Annotated in this window: 19 protein-coding genes; 11 read left to right on the top strand and 8 right to left on the bottom strand. The window is 45.5% G+C overall.

Annotated features, from left to right (window positions below; translation table 11 throughout):
• Positions 1-35 precede the first annotated feature (35 nt).
• Complete coding sequence (locus R7Z77_RS03655) at positions 36-965, top strand: Kdo(2)-lipid IV(A) acyltransferase (protein ID WP_064376525.1); 930 nt, start codon at positions 36-38, stop codon at positions 963-965.
• A gap of 53 nt (positions 966-1,018) precedes the next feature.
• Here the strand turns inward: R7Z77_RS03655 and panC are convergent, their stop codons facing one another.
• The 7 genes from panC to sfsA form a co-directional block, all read right to left on the bottom strand.
• Positions 1,019-1,924 carry a pantoate--beta-alanine ligase gene (gene panC / locus R7Z77_RS03650; protein WP_064376526.1) on the bottom strand — a complete coding sequence of 302 codons (906 nt, stop codon included), beginning with the start codon at positions 1,922-1,924 and terminating at the stop codon, positions 1,019-1,021.
• An 11-nt stretch (positions 1,925-1,935) separates the two neighbouring features.
• The gene (gene panB, locus R7Z77_RS03645; protein ID WP_005386592.1) at positions 1,936-2,730 is read right to left on the bottom strand and encodes a 3-methyl-2-oxobutanoate hydroxymethyltransferase; all 795 of its coding nucleotides are present in this window, start codon (positions 2,728-2,730) and stop codon (positions 1,936-1,938) included.
• A 24-nt stretch (positions 2,731-2,754) separates the two neighbouring features.
• The gene (gene folK / locus R7Z77_RS03640) at positions 2,755-3,240 is read right to left on the bottom strand and encodes a 2-amino-4-hydroxy-6-hydroxymethyldihydropteridine diphosphokinase (RefSeq protein WP_005380007.1); all 486 of its coding nucleotides are present in this window, start codon (positions 3,238-3,240) and stop codon (positions 2,755-2,757) included.
• Complete coding sequence (gene pcnB, locus R7Z77_RS03635) at positions 3,237-4,604, bottom strand: polynucleotide adenylyltransferase PcnB (protein WP_005386589.1); 1,368 nt, start codon at positions 4,602-4,604, stop codon at positions 3,237-3,239. Before pcnB ends, folK begins: the two co-directional genes overlap by 4 nt.
• A 102-nt stretch (positions 4,605-4,706) precedes the next feature.
• Positions 4,707-5,570: a tRNA glutamyl-Q(34) synthetase GluQRS gene (gene gluQRS, locus R7Z77_RS03630; protein ID WP_005386586.1), complete on the bottom strand. Its 864-nt coding sequence runs from the start codon at positions 5,568-5,570 to the stop codon at positions 4,707-4,709.
• A gap of 95 nt (positions 5,571-5,665) precedes the next feature.
• The gene (gene dksA, locus R7Z77_RS03625) at positions 5,666-6,112 is read right to left on the bottom strand and encodes an RNA polymerase-binding protein DksA (protein WP_005386584.1); all 447 of its coding nucleotides are present in this window, start codon (positions 6,110-6,112) and stop codon (positions 5,666-5,668) included.
• A gap of 136 nt (positions 6,113-6,248) precedes the next feature.
• Positions 6,249-6,965 carry a DNA/RNA nuclease SfsA gene (gene sfsA / locus R7Z77_RS03620; RefSeq protein ID WP_005380023.1) on the bottom strand — a complete coding sequence of 239 codons (717 nt, stop codon included), beginning with the start codon at positions 6,963-6,965 and terminating at the stop codon, positions 6,249-6,251.
• Positions 6,966-7,031: 66 nt separating this feature from the next.
• Between sfsA and hrpB the strand changes: the two genes are divergently transcribed.
• The 10 genes from hrpB (at position 7,032) to R7Z77_RS03570 (ending at position 23,358) form a co-directional block, all read left to right on the top strand.
• Positions 7,032-9,500 carry an ATP-dependent helicase HrpB gene (gene hrpB, locus R7Z77_RS03615; RefSeq protein WP_318136604.1) on the top strand — a complete coding sequence of 823 codons (2,469 nt, stop codon included), beginning with the start codon at positions 7,032-7,034 and terminating at the stop codon, positions 9,498-9,500.
• Complete coding sequence (gene mrcB, locus R7Z77_RS03610) at positions 9,493-11,865, top strand: penicillin-binding protein 1B (RefSeq protein ID WP_005380020.1); 2,373 nt, start codon at positions 9,493-9,495, stop codon at positions 11,863-11,865. Before hrpB ends, mrcB begins: the two co-directional genes overlap by 8 nt.
• Before the next feature lie 122 nt (positions 11,866-11,987).
• Complete coding sequence (locus R7Z77_RS03605; RefSeq protein ID WP_064376528.1) at positions 11,988-14,318, top strand: patatin-like phospholipase family protein; 2,331 nt, start codon at positions 11,988-11,990, stop codon at positions 14,316-14,318.
• Positions 14,319-14,586: 268 nt separating this feature from the next.
• Complete coding sequence (acnB, locus tag R7Z77_RS03600; protein ID WP_005380009.1) at positions 14,587-17,184, top strand: bifunctional aconitate hydratase 2/2-methylisocitrate dehydratase; 2,598 nt, start codon at positions 14,587-14,589, stop codon at positions 17,182-17,184.
• Between the two features lie 99 nt (positions 17,185-17,283).
• Entirely contained in the window at positions 17,284-17,652 is a 369-nt protein-coding gene (locus tag R7Z77_RS03595; RefSeq protein WP_017635908.1) for a YacL family protein, read from the top strand.
• Positions 17,653-17,840: 188 nt separating this feature from the next.
• Positions 17,841-18,179, top strand: a complete 339-nt coding sequence (locus R7Z77_RS03590) for a P-II family nitrogen regulator (protein WP_005386570.1) — start codon at positions 17,841-17,843, stop codon at positions 18,177-18,179.
• A 27-nt stretch (positions 18,180-18,206) separates the two neighbouring features.
• On the top strand, positions 18,207-19,436 hold the full coding sequence (locus tag R7Z77_RS03585; protein ID WP_005386568.1) for an ammonium transporter: 1,230 nt from the start codon (positions 18,207-18,209) through the stop codon (positions 19,434-19,436).
• A gap of 152 nt (positions 19,437-19,588) precedes the next feature.
• Positions 19,589-20,602, top strand: coding sequence for a Fe(3+) ABC transporter substrate-binding protein (locus tag R7Z77_RS03580; RefSeq protein ID WP_064376530.1), 1,014 nt, complete (start codon positions 19,589-19,591; stop codon positions 20,600-20,602).
• Positions 20,603-20,701: 99 nt separating this feature from the next.
• Complete coding sequence (locus R7Z77_RS03575) at positions 20,702-22,327, top strand: iron ABC transporter permease (RefSeq protein WP_318136603.1); 1,626 nt, start codon at positions 20,702-20,704, stop codon at positions 22,325-22,327.
• A complete protein-coding gene (locus R7Z77_RS03570) occupies positions 22,327-23,358 on the top strand; it encodes an ABC transporter ATP-binding protein (protein ID WP_064376531.1) in 1,032 nt (343 codons plus the stop codon). The genes R7Z77_RS03575 and R7Z77_RS03570 overlap by 1 nt, the downstream gene beginning before the upstream one ends.
• Before the next feature lie 157 nt (positions 23,359-23,515).
• Here R7Z77_RS03570 and R7Z77_RS03565 read toward each other — a convergent pair whose 3' ends face one another.
• Entirely contained in the window at positions 23,516-24,928 is a 1,413-nt protein-coding gene (locus R7Z77_RS03565; protein ID WP_064376532.1) for a phosphoglucomutase/phosphomannomutase family protein, read from the bottom strand.
• Between the last annotated feature and the right edge of the window lie 20 nt (positions 24,929-24,948).

The raw sequence follows: 24,948 nt of genomic DNA, 5'->3' as shown, positions 1-24,948 counted from the left end.
TAGGTTTCAATCATTTGTAATAAATGAGTGATCCTATGAATATTGTCCCGCCGCCGCCTTTCTCCTATCAATTACTTAAGCCCAAATATTGGTCTGTATGGCTGGCATTTGGATCTTTAGCGATTCTTGTTAATGTACTGCCATACGTAGTATTACGAATCTTAGGTAGAAGCATCGGCTGTATTGCGATGCATGTAATGAAGCGCCGACACAAGATCGCTCTGCGTAATCTCCAGCTGTGTTTCCCTGATTTTACGGATTGGCAATGTAAGGACGTAGTACGAAAAAACTTTCAATATACTGGAATGGCGATCATCGAAACCGGTATCGCCTGGTTTTGGCCAGATTGGCGGATACGTCGGATAACCTCTATTGTTGGAAAAGATCGTTTACTCGCTGAGGAAAAGAATGGACGTGGTGTGTTGGTGGTGTGCAGTCACCATTTAAACTTGGAGATAACCGCTCGTATTTTTAGCCAGTTTGCCCAAGGTTATGGCGTTTATCGCCCAAATTCGAATCCAGCTTATGAGTTTATTCAACATCGAGGTCGAACTCGTTTTGGACATCAAATGATTGATCGAAAAGACGTGAAATCAATGCTCAAAGTTCTGAAGAATGGTCATCGACTTTGGTATTTGCCCGACCATGATTATGGCGTTAGCCATTCTGTTTTTGCGCCGTTTTTTGCTGTTGAACAAGCGGCGAGTACCGTCGGGTCTAGTGTTCTCATTGATGCAACAAAGTGCGCGGTTATATCTGGCGTTACAGTGAGTAAAAATCACCAATACACGCTGTACATTGGAAAAGACATTAGCGAGCGTTTCGAGAGACGTAATGCGGTTAAAGCGGCAAGCATCTTGAACCAAGAGCTTGAGAAAATGATAAAACGTGATATTCCAGCGTGGATGTGGCTGCACAAGCGGTTTAAAACTCGCCCTGAAGGGTTAGATTGCGTCTATACGTAGAGTATAAAAAAGGTCGACTAAGAGTCGACCTTTTTACTTTTATGACTCAGAGCTTACTCTGCGCTCTCTGAGTTTGTATTGTTAGATTCAGCTTCTTCCTTCGTTTCGACAACCATATCTACCGTTTGGTTATCGATAAGACGAGCTTTGCCTAGGAACGCAGACATCAGAATGACAGCTTGTGTCGTTTCTGGTGTGATCACTTGTAATGTACGAGCATCACGAATGAAGATCTCATCAGGGTGCAGACCTGCAGCTCGAAGTTGGTCGCTTGCATCTTCGATGATCGATGCGTAGTCATCGCGGCCACCGCGAATGGCACTACTGATCCAACGCATTGTACGAGCAAGTACAGGAGCACGTTGACGCTCGTCCAGCGTAAGCAAGCCATTGCGTGAACTCATTGCTAAACCGTCCATTTCACGTACGGTTGGTACACCGATGATTTCAATGTCCATTGCTAGGTCATCAACCATCTTGCGGATAACAGCAAGTTGTTGGAAGTCCTTCTCGCCGAAGCACGCGACATCCGGTTGTACGATGTTAAACAGCTTATTCACAATCGTCGTCACGCCACGGAAATGACCTGGTCGAGACGCGCCTTCGAGAATTGTTGATAGGCCAGGGACATCGACGAAGGTTTGCTTATCCAGACCTTCTGGGTAGATAACTTCTGGTGTTGGCGTAAATACCACATCGACCCCTTCAGAGGTTAACTTGCTTAAGTCTTCCTCTAGCGTGCGTGGGTAATTATTTAAATCGTCAGCACGATCAAACTGCATCGGATTAACAAAGATGCTTACGACAACGATATCAGCGTATTCGCGTGCTTTACGCACTAAAGTTAAGTGGCCTTCGTGAAGGTTGCCCATGGTAGGGACAAACGCCACTTTACGACCTTCACGTTTAAAGGTTTTAAGGTGTTCACGAACTGCTGAGATTTCCGCAAAAGTTTGCATGCATTTATCCTCTAGGCAATGGTATGAGCGTCGTCTGGGAATACACCGTTGGCTACATCTTCAATGTATTTAGTAACGGCTTTGCGCATATCACCTGTTTCAGCAAGAAAGTTTTTGGAGAATTTCGGCATGTAGTTGGCAGAAATACCAAACATATCATGCATTACGAGAATTTGACCATCTGTTACGTTACCTGCACCAATACCGATAACAGGAACGTCAAGCACTTGCGTAATACGTTCAGCAAGCTCAGCTGGTACGCATTCTAGTAAGACGATTTGAGCGCCTGCTTCTTGCAGCGCTAATGCGTCTTTTACCATGCGGTCTGCTTTTTCTTGATCGCGACCTTGGATTTTGTAACCACCAAAAATATTAACAGCTTGAGGAGTTAAACCAAGATGAGCACAAACTGGAACTGATCGTTCAGTGAGCATTTTCACCGTGTCGACAAGCCAGTCACCACCTTCAATTTTTACCATATTGGCACCAGCACGCATCAGTTTAGCCGCATTTTCGCAAGCTTGCTCTGGGGTGGTGTAGCTCATGAATGGCATGTCTGCCATCAACAAACAATTTGGGCTACCAGCGCGTACGCAACGAGTATGGTAAGCGATATCATCGACCGTTACTGGTAGAGTATCGTTGTGACCTTGCAAAACCATACCTAGAGAATCACCGACAAGAAGTACTGGCATTTCTTGGCTTTCAAACAGTTGGGCAAAGCTCGCATCATAAGCGGTTGAAGTAGCAAATTTACGACCTTCTTGCTTCCACTTGATTAGGTCGTTGATGGTCATTTTTTTCATGGTTTTATCCTTACTAGGAGTTGGCTATGACTGCCAGATACTGAGGCCGTTTCTATCTACTTGTTCCAGTAGTTTAGAGACCTCGGTCCCATCAGGGAGTTGTAAACTTGGTGCAATTTCCGCAAGAGGGTAGAGTACGAATTCACGCTCTTTCATTCCATAATGAGGAACGATCAGCCTCTCGGAATTAATCACCTCATTGCCATAAAGCACAATGTCGAGGTCCAAGGTTCTTGGTCCCCAGCGTTCGTCTTTACGGACACGCCCTTGTTCTTGCTCTATAGCTTGTGTGCAATTGAGCAATTCAATAGGCGTCAAACTGGTGTTAATAGACACAACCGCATTGATGTAATCCGGTTGGTTTTGTGGCCCCATTGGCGTGCTGCTGTATAGCGAAGAAGCTTGAACAAACTCTGATTTAGGCAGCGTTTTTAATGCTTCAATCGCTTGCTTCGCTTGGCTGACAGGATCAGCCAAGTTACTGCCTACCGCAATGTACGCTGTAATCATGATTTGGGCTTACTCTTTTTCTTGCGATAAGTTTTACGGCGGCGCTGGCCTGTTTTCGGTGATTGACCGTCTAAGTCGGCAGCCATTGCTTGACGCATTTCTCGGCCTGCATTTTGAAAAGTTTCCCACCACTTGGCAAGCTTCTGAGTGTCACCACCTTCAATTTCACCGCGCATTTCAAGAAAATCAAAGCCAGCTCTAAATTTATTGAGCTCCATAAGACGGAATGCACGTTTACCGTTACGTCGTGGAAGACGAAGCTGTAACTGCCAAATCTCGCGAATGGTTGCGGTGTGGCGTCTTGGAATGGCAATTGTGCGAACTTGCTCGTCAAGAATGATGTTGCTCGCTTCCATAATGGCGTCGTAATGGCCTAAGTTGCGCTCTTCCATCAGTTCATCGGCTTTCGCACACAGTGGGTACCACAGCATTGCAGCAAACATAAATGCTGGATTGATGCGTTTCCCATCTTCGATGCGCATGTCGGTAGAATCTAGGACAAGATCCAACATCTGCTCAGTATGAGAGGAGTAATCTTCTGTAAAGTGCGCTGCAATCGTCGGGAATAGTTGCTGGAATAGGTTGTACTCACGCAGTAGGTGGTAGGTTTCTAAGCCATGACCGGATTGCAATAATTTGAGTGACTCTTCAAAAAGACGCGCTGACGGAATGTCACCGAGCAACGGTGCCATGTGTTCGATTGGCGCTGCGGTGTCTTCTTCAATATCAAAGTCTAGTTTTACCGCGAAACGAACCGCACGCAGCATGCGCACAGGGTCTTCACGGTAGCGTGTTTCTGGATCACCAATCAGTCGAATTAGGCGATCTTCTAAATCTTCAATACCACGTGCGTAGTCGTGAATCGAGTAATCTGCGATGTTGTAGTACATCGAGTTAATCGTGAAATCACGGCGCTCAGCATCTTCATCGATGGTGCCGTAGACGTTGTCACGCAGCAGCATACCCTCTTTTGATTGCTGAGAAATGCTCTTATTCTTTTGCTCTTGGTGGTGACCACGGAATGTCGCAACCTCAATGATGTCTCGGCCAAACATAATATGAGCCAAGCGGAAGCGGCGACCAATCAAACGGCAGTTACGAAATAGCTGTTTGATCTGTTCCGGCGTTGCGTTGGTCGCAATGTCAAAATCTTTTGGTTTTTGTCCAAGCAGTAAGTCTCGAACCCCGCCACCCACAAGAAAAGCATCGAAACCAGCACCATTTAGGCGGTACAGTACCTTCAGCGCATTATCACTGATCTGCTTACGCGAAATGTTGTGCTCTTCACGAGTTATTACATTGAGAGCGAGCTCTGGAATTGTGGCAGGTTCGCTTGGTGTATAGTCGTTTGTATTCATGTGCATCTGGCAATAACTGGGTTTAATCCAATCTTGCTTTGGTTAGTTTTATACGCCTCTAGGGCCTAATTTGCGGCTAATGATAGCCTACACAATGCCATTTGAGAATCACGGTGTGATCTCGATCTCTGCTGGAAGCTGTTCCAACCGCCAGTTTTCGCAGCCCCAACGAAGAATATCTTCTATGTTGGCCGCCCTTACGGTTTCAGGTATCTCGAAACCTAAAAATGTCATGGCGCGCAATAGAGTAGGTTTTGGTGTATCTATATCAATAGCCGTCGCGTGATTTTGTTTCGACAATTTATTGCCGTTGTTGTCCATCGCCAATGGTAAATGCAAGTAGCTAACTTCAGGCTGACCAAGTATTTGGTACAGGCTAATTTGACGCCCTGTCGGCTCGATTAAGTCTGCACCTCGCACGACTTCTGTGACGCCTTGGTCGATGTCGTCCAATACTACCGCAAGATTATAAGCAAATAATCCATCTCGACGTTTAATAATGAAATCTTCATTAACGAGTTGCTCTGGAATAGTAATGGTTCCCCGCTTTTGGTCGAGGAAATGAGCGACAGGCTTGGTCATTTTTAGGCGAATCGCGCCGTCTTTCAAGTTTTTATCGCGGCAAGTGCCAGGATAAAAACCGCCATGCTCTTTAATTTGCTTACGAGTACATTGGCAATAATAGGCTTCCCCATTTTCGAGCCATTTGTTTATTTGAGCTTGGTAAAGGTCGTGACGTTCGCTCTGGTATACCACTTCTCCATCCCAATGCAGCTGATAGGCCTTGAGTGCCTCCAGGATAAGTTGCGCTGCACCTGGCATTTCTCTTGGTGGGTCTAAGTCCTCAATACGTACTAACCAAGCTCCGTTTTGTGCTTTCGCTTGAAAATAACTGCCAAGAGCGGCAATCAGTGAACCAAAATGCAGTGGACCAGAAGGAGATGGGGCGAATCGACCTACATAGCGTGTCATGCGTGTATCTCGAATTTAGTAAACAAATAGGGTGCGAAGATAGCCAAAACAAAAAGGGAGCCTGAGCTCCCTTCAACAATCATAATGCTGGGTGATTAACCTTGCATTTGCTTCTCTTTGATTTCTGCAAGTGTTTTACAGTCAATACAAAGGTCAGCGGTTGGACGTGCTTCAAGACGGCGAACGCCAATCTCTACGCCACAAGACTCACAGAAGCCAAAATCGTCTTCTTTGATTTTATCCAAAGTCTTTTCAATCTTCTTGATCAAACGGCGTTCGCGGTCACGGTTACGCAGTTCTAGGCTGAACTCTTCCTCTTGAGAGGCGCGGTCAACTGGATCTGGGAAGTTTGCTGCTTCGTCCTGCATGTGGTGAACAGTACGATCCACTTCAGCTCTTAGCTGGTCGCGCCAAGCTGTTAAGATTTTCGTAAAGTGTTCAACCTGCTCTGGTGACATGTACTCTTCACCAGGTTTTTCCTGATATGGCTCCACGCCGGCAATGGCTAGGATGCCTATCGTTTTCTTCTTTGATTCTGGCATACAGCATCTCCTACTTACACCTAGTCAACTGCTACGCAGTCAATTTAAGGCGGGTATCTATAGCAAAAAGAGGCGGTGCAAGCAAATACTGAATCGCAAAGTTATCGTCAATGTGAAGACGACATCATTTTTTCTCTTAATTGATAAAATCAATAGCGGAAATCAGCTTCATTCCAGTATCGCTCAGTTCAGCTTTGTAGCAGAGAACTTCCACTCCAGCGTCTTGTGCTTGTTTGAGTAATAGTGAATATTTCGCGTCTATATGGTGCGCCGCGGATACTTTTTCAATACCTGAATGTAAAACAGTGAATAAAAGTATGGCTCTACTTCCATTTTGTGCCATTTCTGTGAGCTCTCTCAGGTGTTTTTGTCCCCGAGTCGTGACCGCATCTGGGAAGTATCCTTGTCCAGTAGAGTCGGTCTCATCAAGAAGAGTGACGCTTTTCACTTCTATATAGCACTTTGGCTTGTCGTCTGCGCTGAGCAAGATATCAATTCGGCTATTTTCATTGCCGTATTTCACCTCAGTTTGAAGTGTGTCATAACCATAAAGCTCTGAAATGACATTATTTTCAATAGCCTCTACGGCTAATTGATTGGCGCGCGCGGTGTTGATACAAATACGGTGGCCTTGTTCGGTCTCACTCAACTCCCAACTATTGGGGTATTTTCGTTTCGGGTTGTCGGAAGTAGAAAACCAAACTTTGTTTCCGGGCGTTGCACAACCCGTCATTGCACCTGTATTTGCGCAGTGGATTGTACGGATTTCACCAGTATCGAGCTCGATATCGGCAAGAAAGCGTTTATAACGTTTGAGTAGAGTGGCGGACTCTAAAGCGGGTGTGAAATGCATTTGCTTATTTAGACAAAAAATTTTTTATGTACAATGTTGCCACCATTACACCATAAGGTATTTCCTTTGTCACAATTGCCGATTGAAGCCGTGATGCCTGAGTTGCTGACGGCGGTCAAAAATCAACATCAAGTGATCTTAAAAGCGGCGCCTGGTGCCGGTAAGTCGACTTACTTCCCTTTGCAGTTACTCTTAAATCATTCGGTTGCTGGAAAAATCATCATGCTTGAGCCAAGACGACTCGCGGCGCGTAACATTGCCCGTTATCTTGCTGAGCAATTGGGAGAGCAAGTAGGTCAACGCGTGGGTTATCGAGTCCGTAGTGAGGCAAAGGTAAGTTCTGCAACGCAGCTGGAGATCGTGACCGAAGGGATCATGACTCGGATGATTCAAACGGACCCGGAGTTGGATGGGGTTGATCTACTGATCTTTGATGAGTTTCATGAACGCAGCATTCATGCCGATACCGCTTTGGCATTCAGTTTAGAAGTTCAAGAGGCATTGCGAGACGATCTCAAGCTGGTGGTAATGTCGGCAACGCTTGACCAACAAGCATTACAATCGCTGTTGCCAGAAGCCAGTTACATTGAATCTGAAGGGCGCAGCTTTGATGTGGCAATGCGTTACCAGCCGTTAGGTGTGAACGAGCATTTACCTACGAGTATGGCAAAAACAATAGAAAGTCTTATGAACAAAGAGTCCGGATCTTTGTTGGCTTTCCTGCCGGGTGTTGGTGCCATAAAACAAGTTGAAGAGCGGTTGTCTCATTTAGCGGATGATATCGACGTATGCCCACTTTATGCTCAACTGAGCTTTGCAGATCAACAAAAAGCGATTACGCCAGCAGAACAAGGTAAGCGTAAAGTCGTTCTAGCGACCAACATTGCAGAAACTTCACTAACGATTGAAGGCATTCGCCTCGTCGTTGATTCTGGGTTAGAGCGTATTGCCCGCTTTGATTTGAAAAACGGTTTAACACGCTTAGAGCAAACACGCATTGCACAGTCTTCAGCGATTCAGCGTGCAGGACGAGCGGGACGAATAGAAGAGGGCATTTGTGTTCGTCTTTATTCTGAAAGCCAGTTCAAGCAGCAACCGCTGGTTCCCCAACCCGAAATTTTGCATTCCGATTTAGCTAGTTTAGTTATGGAGCTTGCCTTTTGGGGAGCGAGTGATATCCACGATCTAAAGTGGCTTGATGTTCCCGCTAATGCGTCATTGGAACAAGCGAAGCAGCTATTGGTGTCATTGGGACTACTGACGGAAAAAGGGCAATTAACGTCCGAAGGAAAACAGGCGCATGAACTAGGCGTTGAGCCTCGTGCGGCTGCGATGCTAATTAAAGCGCAATCTTACAGTGATAAGATGTTAAATGCTGCTTTGGCGGCGGTCGCACTGATTGAAGAGCCAGAGAGGAGTGTTACCAATATCGCTCATAGCTTGCATCGTTGGCTTGTTGGTACTCATCCAAAAAAGTCGATGTTGTTCAAGCGTGCTCAATCTCTAGCGTACAAATTGGATACGGTATTTGACCTGAAAGGCGTGGATGAAGATGCATTACCGCTGGTGTTAAGTTTGGCATTTCCAGATCGCATTGCACAGCAGCGCACAAATCAATTTGGGCGATTTACTTTGGCTAATGGTCATGGTGCAGAATGTCGTCAGGAAGACATGCTAGGTGGCTGTGAGTATTTGGTTGCCGTTGACTTAATGCGTTCTCATTCTAATTCAAGTCAAATTCATTCGGCATGTGAATTGGATGTCAATATATTGCGAACGACCTTTGATACGCTATTTTCGTCTGAAGAAGTAGTGGACTGGGATGAAAAAAGAGGCCGTCTAATAGCTGAGCGACAAACAAAACTCGGTCTGCTGGTCGTTGAACGCGAGCCGTTGCCAAGCCCGGGCAAAGAAAAAATGACACAAGCTTTACTCACGTATGTCCGCCGCCAGGGCTTACAGAGTCTAAACTGGACACCGGCAGCGGAGAGCTTGTTGGCTCGGATTCGTTGTGCGGTGGAATGGTTACCTGAGCAGTCATGGCCAGTGTTTGATGAAGCCAGTTTGCTGGATTCATTAGAGGAGTGGTTAGAACCATACATGACGTCTGTCAGCTCGGTTAAAGACCTGAGCAAGATAAACTTGGTCGAAGCGCTTAATGCTCTATTAGGTTGGCCACTCAATCAACAACTGGATGAATGGTTACCTGAGCATTACCAACTACCCACAGGTTCAAAGAAGCGTATCCGTTACCAATATGGCCACGAGCCGATATTATCGGTGCGTATGCAAGAAGTATTTGGGGAGAGTGGTTCCCCAACGGTAGCTCTTGGCCGCAAGCGTTTGGTGCTTGAACTGCTTTCACCGGCACAACGTCCATTGCAAGTAACGTCGGACTTGGCGGCTTTCTGGAACGGAAGCTACAAAGACGTTCAAAAAGAGATGAAAGGGCGCTACCCAAAACACGTTTGGCCAGATGATCCTGCCAATCATGTAGCAACAACGAAAACAAAAAGACAATTGAATAATGACTGACAGCAAGAAGCCTAGCGCGAAAAAAGCGCCAGCGAAGAAAAGTACAACCAATAAAGGAACCGCAAAACAGACTCGACGTACGCCGAGTAAAAAGCCGACTAACGAGAAACGTTCGTGGTTGAAAGTTCTGTGGTCGTTTAGCTGGAAAGCTGGCGTTGCACTTGCCGCTGTTTTGCTGTTTGTTGGGATTTACTTAGATAGTGTGGTGAAAGAACGCTTTGAAGGTCAGCTGTTTGAGCTGCCAACGGTGGTTTATGCCCGTATCTTGAATCTAAGCCCTGGTGAGAATATCACCATCCAAGAACTGCGCAACGAGCTAGATGTGTTGAATTACCGTAAAGTGAGTCAACCTCGTTACCCAGGCGAATATTCCTCTTCTTCCACTCGGATTGAATTGATTCGTCGTCCATTCGAGTTTGCCGATGGTCCCGAGCCGGATCGTCACATTATGCTGCATTTCTCTGATTCCGGCTTGCAACGTATTCAGTCTTTAGAATCTCGAGGAGACCTTGGTTACTTGCGCTTAGAACCGAAGATGTTGGGCATGCTGGAGAAAGACCGTGATGAACAGCGCCTTTTCTTACGTCGTGATCAGTTCCCTGAAATTTTGGTGGATGCACTGCTTGCGACCGAAGACCGGGATTTTTATCAACATGACGGGGTGTCACCGCTCGCGATTGCACGTGCATTGGTTGCGAACATTAAGGCGGGTCGTACTGTTCAAGGTGGTAGTACGCTGACTCAGCAATTGGCAAAAAACCTGTTTTTGACTCGTGATAAAACACTGTGGCGTAAAGTTCGAGAAGCGTATATCGCGCTAATTTTGGATTACCGTTACAGCAAAGATCGTATCTTAGAAGCCTACCTAAACGAAGTGTACCTAGGTCAAAGTGGAGGTGAAGCGATCCACGGGTTTGGCTTGGCGTCGCGTTACTATTTTGGGCAGCCAATTCAGGAGTTGCGAATCGATCAGCTGGCGATGTTAGTTGGGATGGTAAAAGGACCGTCTTACTACAACCCAATTCGTTACCCTGAGAGAACGAAAGAGCGTCGCGATCTCGTTCTGCGCCTGTTAATGCAGCAAAACATGTTGACTTCAGAGCAGTATGAACAAGCTGTAAGTCGTCCACTCGATACGCAAAGCAAGCCACGTATTGCGAGCCGTCAGCCAGCTTATTTCCAACAATTGAGTATTGAATTAAAAGAAAAAGTTGGGGAGCGATTTAAGGCAGAGACCGGACTGCGCGTATTTACGTCTCTGGACCCAGTATCGCAAAGCAAAATGGAACAAGCTATCGCGAAAAAGATCCCAGAACTAGCTAAACGGGGTGGTAAAGAGTTAGAAGCCGCTGCTGTGGCCGTTGATCGCCATAGTGGTGAAATCCGTGCGATGGTTGGTGGTAAACGTGTCGGTTATGAAGGCTTTAACCGAGCGCTCAATGCCAGTCGTCCAATTGGTTCTTTAGTGAAACCAGCGATTTACTTAACGGCTCTAGAACAACCGGATAAATACAACCTAGGCACGACGCTACACGACACGCCGTTAAGTCTGAAGAGCAGTAAAGGTAACGTGTGGACGCCGCGCAACTACGATAGAAAATATCGTGGTGATGTGCCACTTTACATTGCTTTAGCGAAATCACTTAACGTACCAACCGTGCGCTTAGGTATGGCACTTGGCATTCCTGAAGTGTCCAATACTTTAGAGCGTTTGGGCGTGAACAAAGACGAAATTCGCCCAGTGCCTTCGATGTTTTTGGGTTCGTTTTCTTTGACGCCATTCGAAGTTGCACAGATGTATCAGACTCTGACGAATTCAGGTAAGCGTGCAAAACTGACCGCTCTGCGCTCAGTCATGGATATGGAAGGTAATGTGCTGTATCAATCCTTGCCTCGTTCATCAAGAGCCGTGGATGAACAAGCTGCATGGCTAACGACCTACGCGATGAAACAAGGGGTTGCTCAAGGCACTGGCCGCTTCTTACAAAGCCAGTTTGGTTGGGCTGCATTGGCAGGAAAAACGGGTACCAGTAATGACAACCGCGATAGTTGGTTTGTCGGTGTTGATGGTCGTGAGGTGACGACAATTTGGCTAGGCCGCGACGATAATAAACCCGTGAATCTAACGGGGTCGAGTGGTGCATTACGAGTGTACGCAGAGTACTTGAAGCAGCGTATTCCTGAGCGCTTAGAGCTCCCATGGCCAAGAGAAATCACCACATTAGGGTTCAAGCCTACATCTGATGGAGGTTTAGAAATGAACTGCCGTAGTGATTACAAACTGCCGGTTTGGGATAAAACCGGTCAGATAAAGCAACAGTGTGAGAAGAAATCAAACTGGTTAAATAGCATATTTGATTGGTAGCATCGCCAAATCAACAACATTAGCTTGTTTATCTGATTAATTCTTAGTACATATTAGGGCGTGTTAGTACAGTACTGCTAGCACGCCCTACTTGATCAGATATTCAATAAAGGAAGAAGTGAATGTTCAAAAAGCTGTTATCAAGCCCATCGGTTCGCAACTTTGCGCTTTGGGTTAGTACCTTTTTGATGATCACTCCTTCTGTTTCCCTCGCAAACTCTCTAACAAAAACGGATGACTTGGAACCTCGACCAAAGGTGGCGGTTGTGCTCGCTGGTGGAGGAGCGAAAGGGGCGGCACACATTGGGGTTTTAAAAGCATTGGAAGAAATGCAGATCCCTGTCGATATTGTGACCGGTACCAGTATGGGCGCCTATGTGGGTGGGCTTTATGCCACGGGTATGAGTGCTGATGAAATCGAGAGTTTTATCTACACCGTCGATTGGGGCAGCGGTTATCGAGATCGTGTTGACCGTAGCCAACGTCGAGTTCGTGACAAAGAGTATGAAGACCGCTATCAAATTAATACCGATCTCGGCTTAAGGTTCGGTGAGGTACGAGCACCAACGGGTGTGGTGCAAGGCCAGAACATGTTGCGAGTATTGCGTGAGACTACAGGGAACTTAGGGCGATTCGATTCTTTTGATGATCTTGCCATTCCTTATCGTTCTGTTGCGACTGATATTCTTGCCCTAGAAGAAGTCGTACTGGGCAATGGTTACCTTGTGGACGCCATGATGGCTAGCATGTCTGTACCAGGAGCGCTTCCTCCCTATAAGCTCAATGGCCATATGCTTGTTGATGGCGGCGTCGTCAATAACATGCCTGTCGATGTGGCTCGCGCCATGGGGGCTGATGTCGTTATTGCCGTCGATATTAGCACCGACTACAAAACCGAAGATGAATTTACGGGGCTGTTTACTGTCGCGGACCAACTCTCTAACTATCTCGTTCGTCGTAGTACACAACAGCAAGTGGACGAGCTTGAACCTCAAGATATCTATATTCGTCCCAATGTGGGCACCATGGAAACCGTCGAGTTCGACAAAATGCCTTGGGCTTTTCAAGCTGGGTACGATATTACCAAGCAATTAAAAGACAAGCTGAAAGAGTTACGCTTGTCCAACGCGGACTATCAAAAATACATCGACCGCAAACAAGAAGTTCGTAAAACTCTGATTTATGGCGATCAGCGTGTGGTTGATGACATTGTGATTGTAAATAACACGCACTACAGCGATGTGTTGTTGACGAATCGTATTGAATTAGAAACCGGACGTCGTATTTCAACGGCCGAAATTGAGAAAGCCGTTGAAAACCTCTACGCGTTAGATCGGTTCGAGCTCATCACTTATCACTTTGAAGAGGTTGATGGTGAGACATTGTTGGTTTTTGATGTTAACGAGAAGTCGTGGGGGCCTAATTATCTCAACTTCCGATTTTTTCTTGAAGATGACTTCGATACAGATAGCCAGTACGGCATAGGGATATCAACCAACTTTACCAACTTGAACTCTCATGGCGCGGAGTTGGCGTTCAACGTAGAAATGGGCACGGATAAGCTGATTGAAGCTGAGTTGTATTCCCCTGTTTTATCTAGCCAAGAACTTTTTGTATCGGGGCGTATTTCCTATGGCAGTGAGAGCCGAAACTTACCTTTAACAGAGCCTCAAGCACCAGATTTAGAGTCAGTAAATGACTTTTTTCCGGTCACTTACGATGATTTTACAACAGAGGTAGCGATAGGTATCCAACCCACATTGTGGCAAGAACTTCGATTTGGCGCTCGCTACTCAACCGGAGATATTGAGCTTTCTACTTTGGCTTCTGCTGGTAAATTGGATTTTGAACGTCGTGGCCTGTTTGCCAATTATCGCCTAGATACACTCGATGATTTCGCATTTCCGACTCGTGGGCTTTTAGTCGATCTCGAATATTTAGTGTCTCATGATCAAAGTCCTCAGGGCGTTAGCCTTTTAGAAACTGACAAAATTATTGAAGATACCGTTTATGAAATCTCTGCACGATTTAAAGGTGCAGTGAGTCATCAGCGTCATACTTTAGTCGGACATGCTGAATATAGTTTTGTAGAGAGTAAAAACTCATCTTTACCGCTTGATCCCAGAGAGTTGGGCGGCTTTTTAAGTCTATCTGGAATCCCAAGAAATAGCCTGATCGGACAGAACTTATTTTTCAGCAGTTTGGTGTACCGATATAAGTGGTTTGATAATGATTTCGGATTGTTTGAAGCTCCAGTCTACCTGGGCGCATCGGTCGAATATGGCGGTGTTTGGTCTGATAATGATCTGAAACTAAACGAAGCGCCGCTTTACAATGCTGGCTCCATCTTCTTTGGTGTTGACTCACCAATAGGACCAATAATGTTGGCATACGGTCGTACCGAGCAAGATTTGGATGCTGTGTATTTGATCGTAGGAACATCGTTTAATTAATCGGGTATGAGAAAGCAAAAACTTGGCATATTTGGTCAAAATTAGCAGAACTTTAGTCGTAAGTTGCTATGTTGGTCAAAATGATAAGATTTTAATTTAAGGTTAAATTTGCTATTATTTTGCCCACAGTTTGGCCTCTACGGCGCTGTTTCTCAATCATAATTGAATGAAAACAAGGGCAATGGAGAGCCAAGTTTCCAAGGATGTTCACTCCTTTACTTTAACAATAGTAATAATAGAGGAGGAACCGCAATGAGAGGAAAAAGTCGTGCTTGAAGCCTACCGTAAACACGTCGAAGAGCGTGCTGCTGAAGGAGTTGTTCCTAAACCGCTAGACGCAGAACAAGTTGCTGGACTTGTAGAACTTCTGAAAAATCCCCCGCAAGGTGAAGAAGAAGTCATTCTTGACCTACTTGAAAACCGTATCCCTCCAGGTGTTGATGAAGCTGCTTATGTAAAAGCGGGTTTCCTAACAGCAGTAGCAAAAGGTGAAGTTAAATCACCATTAGTGAGTCGTGAAAAAGCGGCTGAACTGCTAGGCACTATGCAAGGTGGTTACAACATCGAACCGCTAGTTGAGCTATTGGATGATGAAGCACTGGCAGAGATCGCAGTAAAAGCGCTGTCTCATACGCTGCTGATGTTTGATGCTTTCTATGACGTAGAAGAGAAAGCGAAAGCAGGCAATGCGCATGCACAGAAAGTACTTCAATCATGGGCTGATGCTGAGTGGTTCCTTTCTAAGCCTAAGCTTGAAGAAAAAGTCACTCTAACCGTATTTAAAGTAACAGGTGAAACGAACACGGATGACCTTTCACCTGCACCTGACGCTTGGTCTCGCCCTGATATTCCAGTACACGCACTGGCGATGCTTAAAAACGAGCGTGAAGGAATAAACCCTGATCAACCGGGTACTATTGGCCCGATCAAGCAAATTGAAGAGTTAAAAGACAAAGGTCATCAATTGGTTTACGTTGGTGATGTTGTTGGTACTGGCTCTTCACGTAAATCGGCAACCAACTCAGTGCTTTGGTTTATGGGTGATGATATCCCTTACGTTCCAAACAAACGAGCTGGTGGGTATGTGCTTGGTGGCAAAATTGCCCCTATCTTCTTTAACACAATGGAAGATGCTGGCGCACTACCAATTGAAGTTGACGTAACTAAGCTCAACATGGGCGATGTTATCGATGTTTACCCATATGAAGGTAAAGTTTGCAACCACGAAACTGGTGAGGTTCTAGCTGAGTTCTCGCTAAAAACAGAAGTACTGATTGATGAAGTTCGTGCTGGTGGTCGTATCCCATTGATCATCGGTCGTGGTTTGACAGACAAAGCGCGCCAGTCTCTAGGTCTTGAGCCTTCGGACGTATTCCGTAAACCTGGTGAAATCGCAGATTCTGGCAAGGGTTACACGCTTGCACAGAAAATGGTTGGTAAAGCGTGTGGCGTAGAAGGCATTCGCCCTGGTACCTACTGTGAGCCGAAAATGACGACAGTAGGTTCGCAAGATACTACTGGCCCTATGACTCGTGATGAACTTAAAGACTTGGCGTGTCTCGGCTTCTCTGCTGATCTTGTCATGCAGTCTTTCTGTCACACATCGGCTTATCCAAAACCAGTAGACGTTAACACTCACCATACACTTCCGGACTTTATTATGAACCGCGGTGGTGTATCTCTTCGTCCTGGTGACGGTATTATCCACTCATGGCTGAACCGTATGCTACTGCCGGATACTGTTGGTACGGGTGGTGACTCACATACTCGTTTCCCTCTGGGTATTTCATTCCCAGCTGGCTCGGGCTTGGTTGCCTTTGCAGCTGCGACAGGCGTTATGCCGCTAGACATGCCAGAGTCAATCTTGGTTCGTTTTAAAGGTGAAATGCAACCGGGTATTACACTGCGTGATCTTGTTCATGCCATCCCTTACTACGCGATTCAGCAAGGGCTACTAACGGTAGAAAAAGCGGGCAAGATCAACGAATTTTCTGGCCGTATCCTTGAGATTGAAGGCTTAGAAACGCTAACGGTTGAGCAAGCATTTGAGCTTTCTGATGCATCTGCAGAGCGTTCTGCGGCAGGTTGTACTGTGAAATTGTCTCAAGAGTCGATCGAAGAGTACTTAAACTCTAACATCGTGATGCTGAAGTGGATGATCTCTGAAGGCTACGGTGATCGCCGTACTATCGAGCGCCGCATTACTGCAATGCAAGAGTGGCTAGCAAACCCTGAGCTGATGCAAGCAGATAAAGACGCTGAATACGCACATGTGATTGAAATCGATATGGCTGAAATCAATGAGCCAGTACTATGTGCACCGAATGACCCAGATGACGCTCGTTTGTTGTCTGAAGTACAAGGCACAGCGATTGATGAAGTGTTCATCGGCTCTTGTATGACGAACATCGGTCACTTCCGCGCAGCAGGTAAATTGCTTGATAAGTTCAATGGCCAGTTAGCAACGCGCCTTTGGGTAGCGCCACCAACAAAGATGGATAAAGACCAACTGATTGAAGAAGGCTACTACGGTATCTTCGGACGTGCAGGGGTGCGTATTGAAACGCCAGGGTGTTCACTTTGTATGGGTAACCAAGCGCGTGTTGCAGATAAATCAACAGTAATGTCGACTTCAACGCGTAACTTCCCGAACCGTCTGGGTACTGGTGCGAATGTTTACCTGTCGTCAGCTGAGCTAGCTGCAGTAGGTGCAATTCTAGGTAAGATTCCAACCAAAGAAGAATACCTAGAATACGCGAAGCAAATCGACGCTACGGCAACGGATACATACCGCTACTTGAACTTCCATAAAATGGATCAATACACCAAGAAAGCGGACGAAGTGATCTTCCAAGAACCGGCATAATCAGAAATGCACAATTCGAAAGCACCTCATATGAGGTGCTTTTTTTATGGGAGCAATTCGCTATACTCGCACCAAATTGATACGAAATAGGCAATCTCGGTGGAATTTGAATTCATTCGTAACACGTTGATGGGCGAGTACTACGTAAAATGTAGCATGGGACATGAGATTGTAGGGCGCTGGTTGCAAGAAGAAATTGGCAAAGATCCGATGAAGATTGCACAGGTTGAAAAGCTAATTGAGCGGTCATTTTCAGCGCCTTCTCAGGAGCATAACCTAACAGGCACGGAAATTAGCTTGATGATTCAGGGCGACGAAGTTCTTGTACAAGAAAACGCATTAGCCCATGAATATGATGTCGAGATGGAAAGTGAGTTCGACTTCTACAATGCAGAAAGTACAGCAAGTTGTGGGATAGAGGATTTCATGGCACTTATCGAACAGTGGAAAGACTTTTTGAACATTTAATGCACAGTTTTGGGTAACTTCTCTGCCGTTGCTTTAAATTTGTGAAAAGGGCGCACCGATATGGTGCGCCCTTTTTGTTTATAGATATGTAAATTGAGGTTAGTTTTTATTATTCAATAACTTAAAAACTTGGCACGTAGATTGGATTATAAGAAGTGTTTCAGGATGAAAGCTTCGGAGATAACTCAATGAAAATAATCAATGCCATTATTAAGCCGTTTAAATTAGACGATGTACGAGAAGCATTGGCTGATGTCGGTATCGAAGGGATGACAGTATCAGAAGTTAAAGGGTTCGGTCGTCAAAAAGGTCACACGGAATTGTATCGCGGTGCAGAGTATCAAGTCGATTTTCTACCAAAGGTGAAAATTGAAATCGCGACTCACGCAGACAATGTAGATCGCGTTGTTGAAGCAATTACAAAAGCTGCGCAAACCGGAAAAATCGGCGACGGTAAAATTTTTGTTTACGATCTGAACCAAGCGGTGCGTATCCGAACTGGCGAAATGGACGCAGAAGCACTTTAAGAATTCAAAGGATTGGAGATACTTATTATGGAATTAACAACAACAGTAACCGAGTTACGTTACGCACTTGACACCTTTTTCTTCCTCATTTCCGGTGCGTTGGTAATGTGGATGGCAGCAGGTTTTGCGATGCTAGAGGCTGGCCTTGTGCGCTCTAAAAACACAACAGAAATTCTTACGAAGAACATCTGTTTGTACGCCATCGCATGTACGATGTTTCTGATTGTCGGTTATAACATCATGTATGTCGATAATGGAGAAGGAGGCTGGTTACCTTCATTTGGTACGCTAATTGGTACTCAAGGTGAAGGGGCCGACCACTCTTTAGAGTCTGACTTCTTCTTCCAAGTTGTCTTCGTTGCAACTGCCATGTCCGTCGTTTCTGGTGCGGTAGCTGAGCGCATGAAGCTTTGGTCTTTCTTGATTTTCTCTGCGATTTTAACTGCGTTTATCTATCCAATGGAAGGTTACTGGACATGGGGTGGAGGCTTCCTAGCAGAAGCTGGATTTAGTGACTTTGCGGGTTCTGGTATCGTACATATGGCAGGTGCTTCTGCTGCTCTTGCTGGTGTGTTACTGCTTGGCGCGCGTAAGGGTAAGTACGGTAAAAATGGTGAAATCTATCCGATTCCAGGTTCTAACATGCCTTTGGCAACGTTGGGTACTTTTATCCTTTGGTTTGGCTGGTTTGGATTTAACGGTGGCTCTCAGTTGATGGTTTCAGATTTTGAGAATGCTACAGCGGTAGGTCAGATCTTTCTAAACACTAACGCAGCAGCGGCTGCCGGTGCAATTGCGGCGCTATTCGTTTGTAAAACTACTTGGGGTAAAGCCGATTTAACGATGATTCTCAATGGCGCGCTAGCTGGCTTGGTTGCCATCACTGCAGACCCTCTATCGCCATCACCACTGTACGCGGTTGCGATTGGTGCGGTGTCGGGTGCACTAGTAGTATTCAGTATCATTGCTCTAGATAAACTTAAAATTGACGATCCAGTAGGTGCTATCTCAGTTCACGGTGTGTGTGGTTTCTTCGGCCTAATGGTAGTGCCACTGAGCAACGGTGATGCAACGTTTGGTGCACAGCTTTTAGGTGCCGTAGTTATCTTTGCTTGGGTATTTGGTGCCAGCCTAGTTGTGTGGGCAATCTTGAAAGCAACCGTTGGGATTCGCGTTACAGAAGATGAAGAAATGGAAGGTATGGACATGCATGATTGTGGTGTTGGTGCTTACCCAGAGTTTGTTACGGTGAAATAATCATTAGCTTGTAATAAATGGTTACACACTTAACACAATAAAACCTGCTCCGATGAGCAGGTTTTTTAATATTCGTCATTGTCTTCTTATTGAACATACATATAATAACGCAACTGATAAACGTTATCATTAGCATGGTAAAGGATTAAACAATGAAAAAACTGCTAACTCTTTCAGCACTAACTTGCGCTACTCTAGCTCCAACAGCAATGGCTGCTGAAGAAGTGAACGTCTACTCTTACCGTCAACCTTTCCTAGTTGAACCTATGTTCAATGAGTTCACTAAAGAAACTGGCATCAAAGTAAACGTAAAATTTGCTAAAAAAGGCTTAGCAGAAAAGCTAGCTCAAGAAGGTGAGTACAGCCCTGCTGACGTTATTCTTACGACAGACATCAGCCGTCTAGCTGAACTGGCAAACAAAGGTTTAGTTCAGAAAGTCGATAGCAAAATCATTGAAGAAAACGTACCTGCTCAATACCAAGATAAAGAGAATGAGTGGTTTGCTCTAACTCTACGTTCTCGTAGCGTTTATTCATCACGTGATCGCGTAGGTAAACTAGGCGCAGATTTCAACTACGCAGACTTAGCTAAGCCAGAGTTCAAAGGTAAAATTTGTACTCGTAGCGGTAAGCACCCGTACAACGTTTCTCTAGTTTCAGCAATGATTGCTCACAATGGCGAAGCAGAAACCAAAGAGTGGTTGGAAGGCGTGAAAGCAAACCTTGCTCGCAAACCACAAGGCAACGACCGTGCACAAGTTAAAGCGATCAAAGAAGGCCTATGTGATGTTTCTCTGGGTAACAGCTACTACCTAGGTAAAATGGTTAACGACAAAGAGCAAAAGGCTTGGGCTGATGCAGTTTACATCAACTTCCCTAACCAAGAGACTACAGGCACTCACGTGAATATCTCTGGTATGGCGATGGCGAAGTACTCTCCAAACAAAGACAATGCTGTGAAGCTAATGGAATTCCTAACGGGTGACAAAGCGCAGCAAATGTACGCAGAAGTTAACTATGAGTACCCAGTTAAAGAAGGCGTGAAGCGTTCTGAGCTTGTGGAATCTTGGGGTGACTTTAAAGCAGACAAGCTTTCTCTAGACGATATTGCAGCCAACCACGAAGCGGCAATTAAGCTATTAGACGAAGTGAAATTTGACCTTTAATTCCTTGTGGGGGTATAACAGTACCCCCATTTGATTAAAGGATATGAGATGTATTTGCAACAGCATTTGTATTTCATACAGCCTTGCAGTAATTAGGCGATGAAAGATAAACACTCTTTATGGAAAACCAGTAGTGGGGTAATAACTCTGCTACTGGTTTTGCCGATCTTAGCGATCTTCTACACCGCGATTGGTGAAACGGATGATTTGTTTGCTCATTTAATGGCAACGGTCATGCCGACTTATATTTTTAACACGGTTGCGCTAACTGTTGGCGTAATGGTGCTGTCCTTAATTCTTGGTATTCCAAGCGCTTGGATAATGGCCATGTGTAAACTGCCGACCGAAAAATGGTTGCAGTGGGCATTGGTACTACCTCTTGCAATGCCAGGTTATATCATTGGTTATATTTTTACTGATTGGTTTGATTTTGCAGGCCCGATTCAGATCTTTTTGCGTGATGTAACCGGATGGGGACCTGGCGAGTATTGGTTCCCTGACATTCGTACGTTGCCTGGTGCGACCTTTGTGTTGGCTTTGGTGTTGTATCCTTACGTGTATTTATTGTGCCGGGCTGCGTTTATGGAGCAAAATGTCTCTTTATTGCAAAGCGCGCGTTTGCTCAAGTGCTCTCCATGGGAAAGCTTTTGGCGCATCTCGATGCCGTTAGTAAGACCCTCTATCGCAGTGGGTTTATCATTGGTCGCAATGGAGACCATTGGCGACTTTGGTACGGTAAGTTACTTCGCGGTGAATACGTTAACCACAGCGGTCTACGATACTTGGTTGGGGTACTCTAATCTTAATGCGGCAGCCAAGATTTCTGCCATGATGCTCGTCATTGTAGTACTGCTTCTTAGTGCAGAACGATACAGCCGCCGTAAACAAAAGCTTTTTCAAAGCCAATTTAACAGTCACGAAGATTTTCGTTACGAGTTGACGGGCTGGAAAAAGTGGACCGCACTAGTTTGGTGCTGGGGCTTGGTTTCGGTCGCGTTTATTTTGCCGCTACTACAGCTGATTGATTATGCGATCACTTATTTTGCACAGAGTTGGACCTCAGAGTTTCGTGAATACGCATGGAATAGCTTAGTTGTGTCTGTTATTGCTGCGATTATTGGTGTTGCTGTCGCACTGATCGTTAACTTTACCCATCGAGTCAATGGTAAACGAGAAAGCTTGGCATTTATGCGTCTTTCTTCTATGGGCTATGCAGTACCAGGAACGGTACTAGCCATCGGTGTGATGGTCGCTGTGCTGTTTATGGATCATCGTGTCAACGACGTTGCTAAAGCCATGGAGTGGGGAAGGCCGGGACTTATCTTTTCTGGTTCCATGTTCGCACTAGTATTTGCCATGGTTGTGCGCTTTTCCGCGGTAGCGATTGGTAGTATCGAAAGTAATTTAAATAAAATTTCTCCGTCGTTAGATATGGCATCGCGCACTATGGGTTGTAAGCCCAATGCCATGCTGTGGCGCGTGCTCTTTCCGCTGGTTAAGCGCGGTGCACTGATTGCGGCTTTATTAGTGTTTATCGAGTCAATGAAAGAGCTCAATGCGGCTTTGTTACTTCGTCCGTTTAACTTTGAAACACTAGCCACATACGTTTATAACTTCGCCTCGGATGAGCATTTAGAATTGGCCGCTTTGCCAGCGGTTCTGTTGGTTCTTGTTGGGTTGATCCCGCTTGTTGTTGTTAACCGTTCACTGGAGCAAAATCACTGATGAGCTGTGCATTATCAATTAAAAACCTAACGTGCCAATATGACGATCAAACCGTACTCGAATCATTGTCTCTTGAGGTAGAACAAGGGCAGATTGTCTGTTTGCTAGGAGCTAGTGGCTGTGGGAAAACAACACTATTAAAGGCCGTTGCGGGATTATTGCCGTTAACGTCAGGCGAAATGAGTCTAAATTGCGTCACAATTGATGATGGGGAAAACTGGTTGCCGCCAGAACAGCGTAATATAGGGATGATTTTCCAAGATTACGCACTTTTTCCTCACTTGACGGTGGAGCAAAACATTGCCTTTGGCTTAAAGCAGTGCTCGACAAAAGAGAAAAATGCCAAAGTTCAAGAGATGTTAGAACTCGTGCATCTTCAAGGTTATGGCGATCGTTATCCTCATCAATTGTCTGGTGGACAGCAGCAGCGTGTTGCGATTGCTCGCTCATTAGCTTACAGCCCAGACTTACTGTTACTGGATGAACCGTTTTCTAATATTGATACGCAAGTTCGCCATGAGTTGATAAGTGAGATCCGTAAGATTTTTAAGGCCCAAGGTGTGACTGCCATTTTTGTTACGCATAGCCGTGAAGAGGCTTTTGCTTTCGCCGATAAAATGGCAGTGATGAACAATGGAGTCATCGAGCAATATGGCACAGCACCTGAGCTTTACTACCAACCTTCAAGTAAATTTGTCGCTGATTTCTTAGGTGGTGGCAGTTACCTTGCTGCTAAACGAGTTTCGAATTCAGAATATGAAACCCACTTGGGCGTGGTTGAAGCCACGGCTCAACAAGATATTCCAGTACAGGCGGAGTGCTCTTTACTGCTAAGACCGCAGCATGTACAAATTCAATCCGATGAAGATAGTTCGGTAACCGTATTGGAACAGCATTTTATGGGTGATCACTGCCGTTATGTGATTAACGCGAATGGTGACCGTTTGTTAGCTACAGCTTCGCAAGCATTAAATATAGGTGAGTCCGTCGCGGTGAAAATTGAAACGCAAGGCGTCCTGGCATTTGCTTAACGCTCCTGAGTATCTTTGCTATCTCGTTTACGACTTTCCAACATACAATAAAAAAGCCCGGCTGTGGAGCCGGGCAAGTGCTCTTCTCCTGTTGATGAGCGCCTTTTCAGACAGCGTCGACTCTCATCATAGTGCTCGAAGCGGGCACAAGGTTCAGTTATAAAGACAAGAAGTCTTTAAACTGTTGAAGAACACGTTCCGCAGTGTCCTTATCTTGCATCTCTGCAAAAATTCGTAGCAGTGGCTCAGTGCCAGAGAAGCGGGCGATGATCCAACCGCCGTTTTTGAAGTAGACTTTCGCACCATCTTCATAGCTGACTTTTTCGATTTCAAACTCAAACTCAGGCAACTGCTTTTCAACATAAATCTTGTTGAACAGTACGTCTTTTTGCGCTGGTTTGAACTTACAATCGCCTTCTGCCATGTAGGCATAGCCGTACTTGCTGTAGATTTCATCCAGCAACTCAGACAGCTTCTTGCCGGTTACTGAAATCATTTCTACCAATAGGCTTGATGCGAATACGCCGTCTTTACCTTTGATGTGGCCGCGAATGGTTAGGCCACCAGAGCTTTCCCCGCCAATCAGTGAGTCATCCGCTTCCATTTGGGAGCTGATGTGCTTAAAGCCTACAGGAACCTCAAAGCATTTCTCGCCATGATCTTTGGCGACTTTATCGAGAAGGTGGGTGGTTGCGATGTTACGTACCACGGAGCCTTTCCAGCCTTTGTATTCAAGTAGGTAGTAGTAAAGCAGCAGTAGCACTTCATTTGGATGAATGAAGTTACCTTTTTCGTCGATAATACCAAGACGGTCCGCATCGCCATCAGTACCGATGCCAATATCGTAACCTTGCTCTTTCACTAGGTGCATCAAACGGTAGAGTGTTGCAGCGCTTGGCGAAGGCATTAACCCACCGAAATCTGGGTTTTTGCCATCGTTAATCACATCAACGTCACAGCGGCCGTTGATTAATACGGTTTGCAGTGCGTTTTTCGCGACACCAAACATTGGGTCGATCAAAACACGTAAATTCGCCTTCTTGATCGCTTCGATGTCGATAAAGTCGATGATTGAGTCAACGAATTCGTTCATCGGATTGATGATTTCAATCAGCTTATCTTCAACCGCTTGTTCAAAGTCGACGCTTTTTACATCTTGCGCAGTGAGCGCGTCTATTTGTGATTCGATTTTTTGGGTGATGATTTCATCTGCGTCACGACCACCTTCAATGAAGACTTTAATGCCGTTGTAATCGGCAGGGTTGTGTGATGCGGTAATACATGCCGAGTATGCGCAGCCCATTTCTTTCGCTTTAAACATTACGATAGGTGTTGGGACAAATTTGTCGATAAAGCTAACCATAATGCCGTTTGCTGCTAGAACTTCAGCGAACCAACGACCTGCTTTATCGGAAAGAAAACGACGGTCATAGCCAATCACAAAACCGCGATCAGCAACCGATTCGTTATTCGTGATGTTTGCAACTGCTTGGGCAACCAAGCGTACGTTATCTTTGGTGAACTCCTCACCAATAAATGCACGCCAACCGCCTGTACCAAATTTGATCATGATTCGATCCTCGATAAGAG

The sequence above is a fragment of the Vibrio sp. 1401 genome (genome assembly GCF_033340295.1).
The sequence above is the reverse complement of the archived record's forward strand: the minus strand, read 5'-3'. Positions and strand labels throughout refer to the sequence as shown.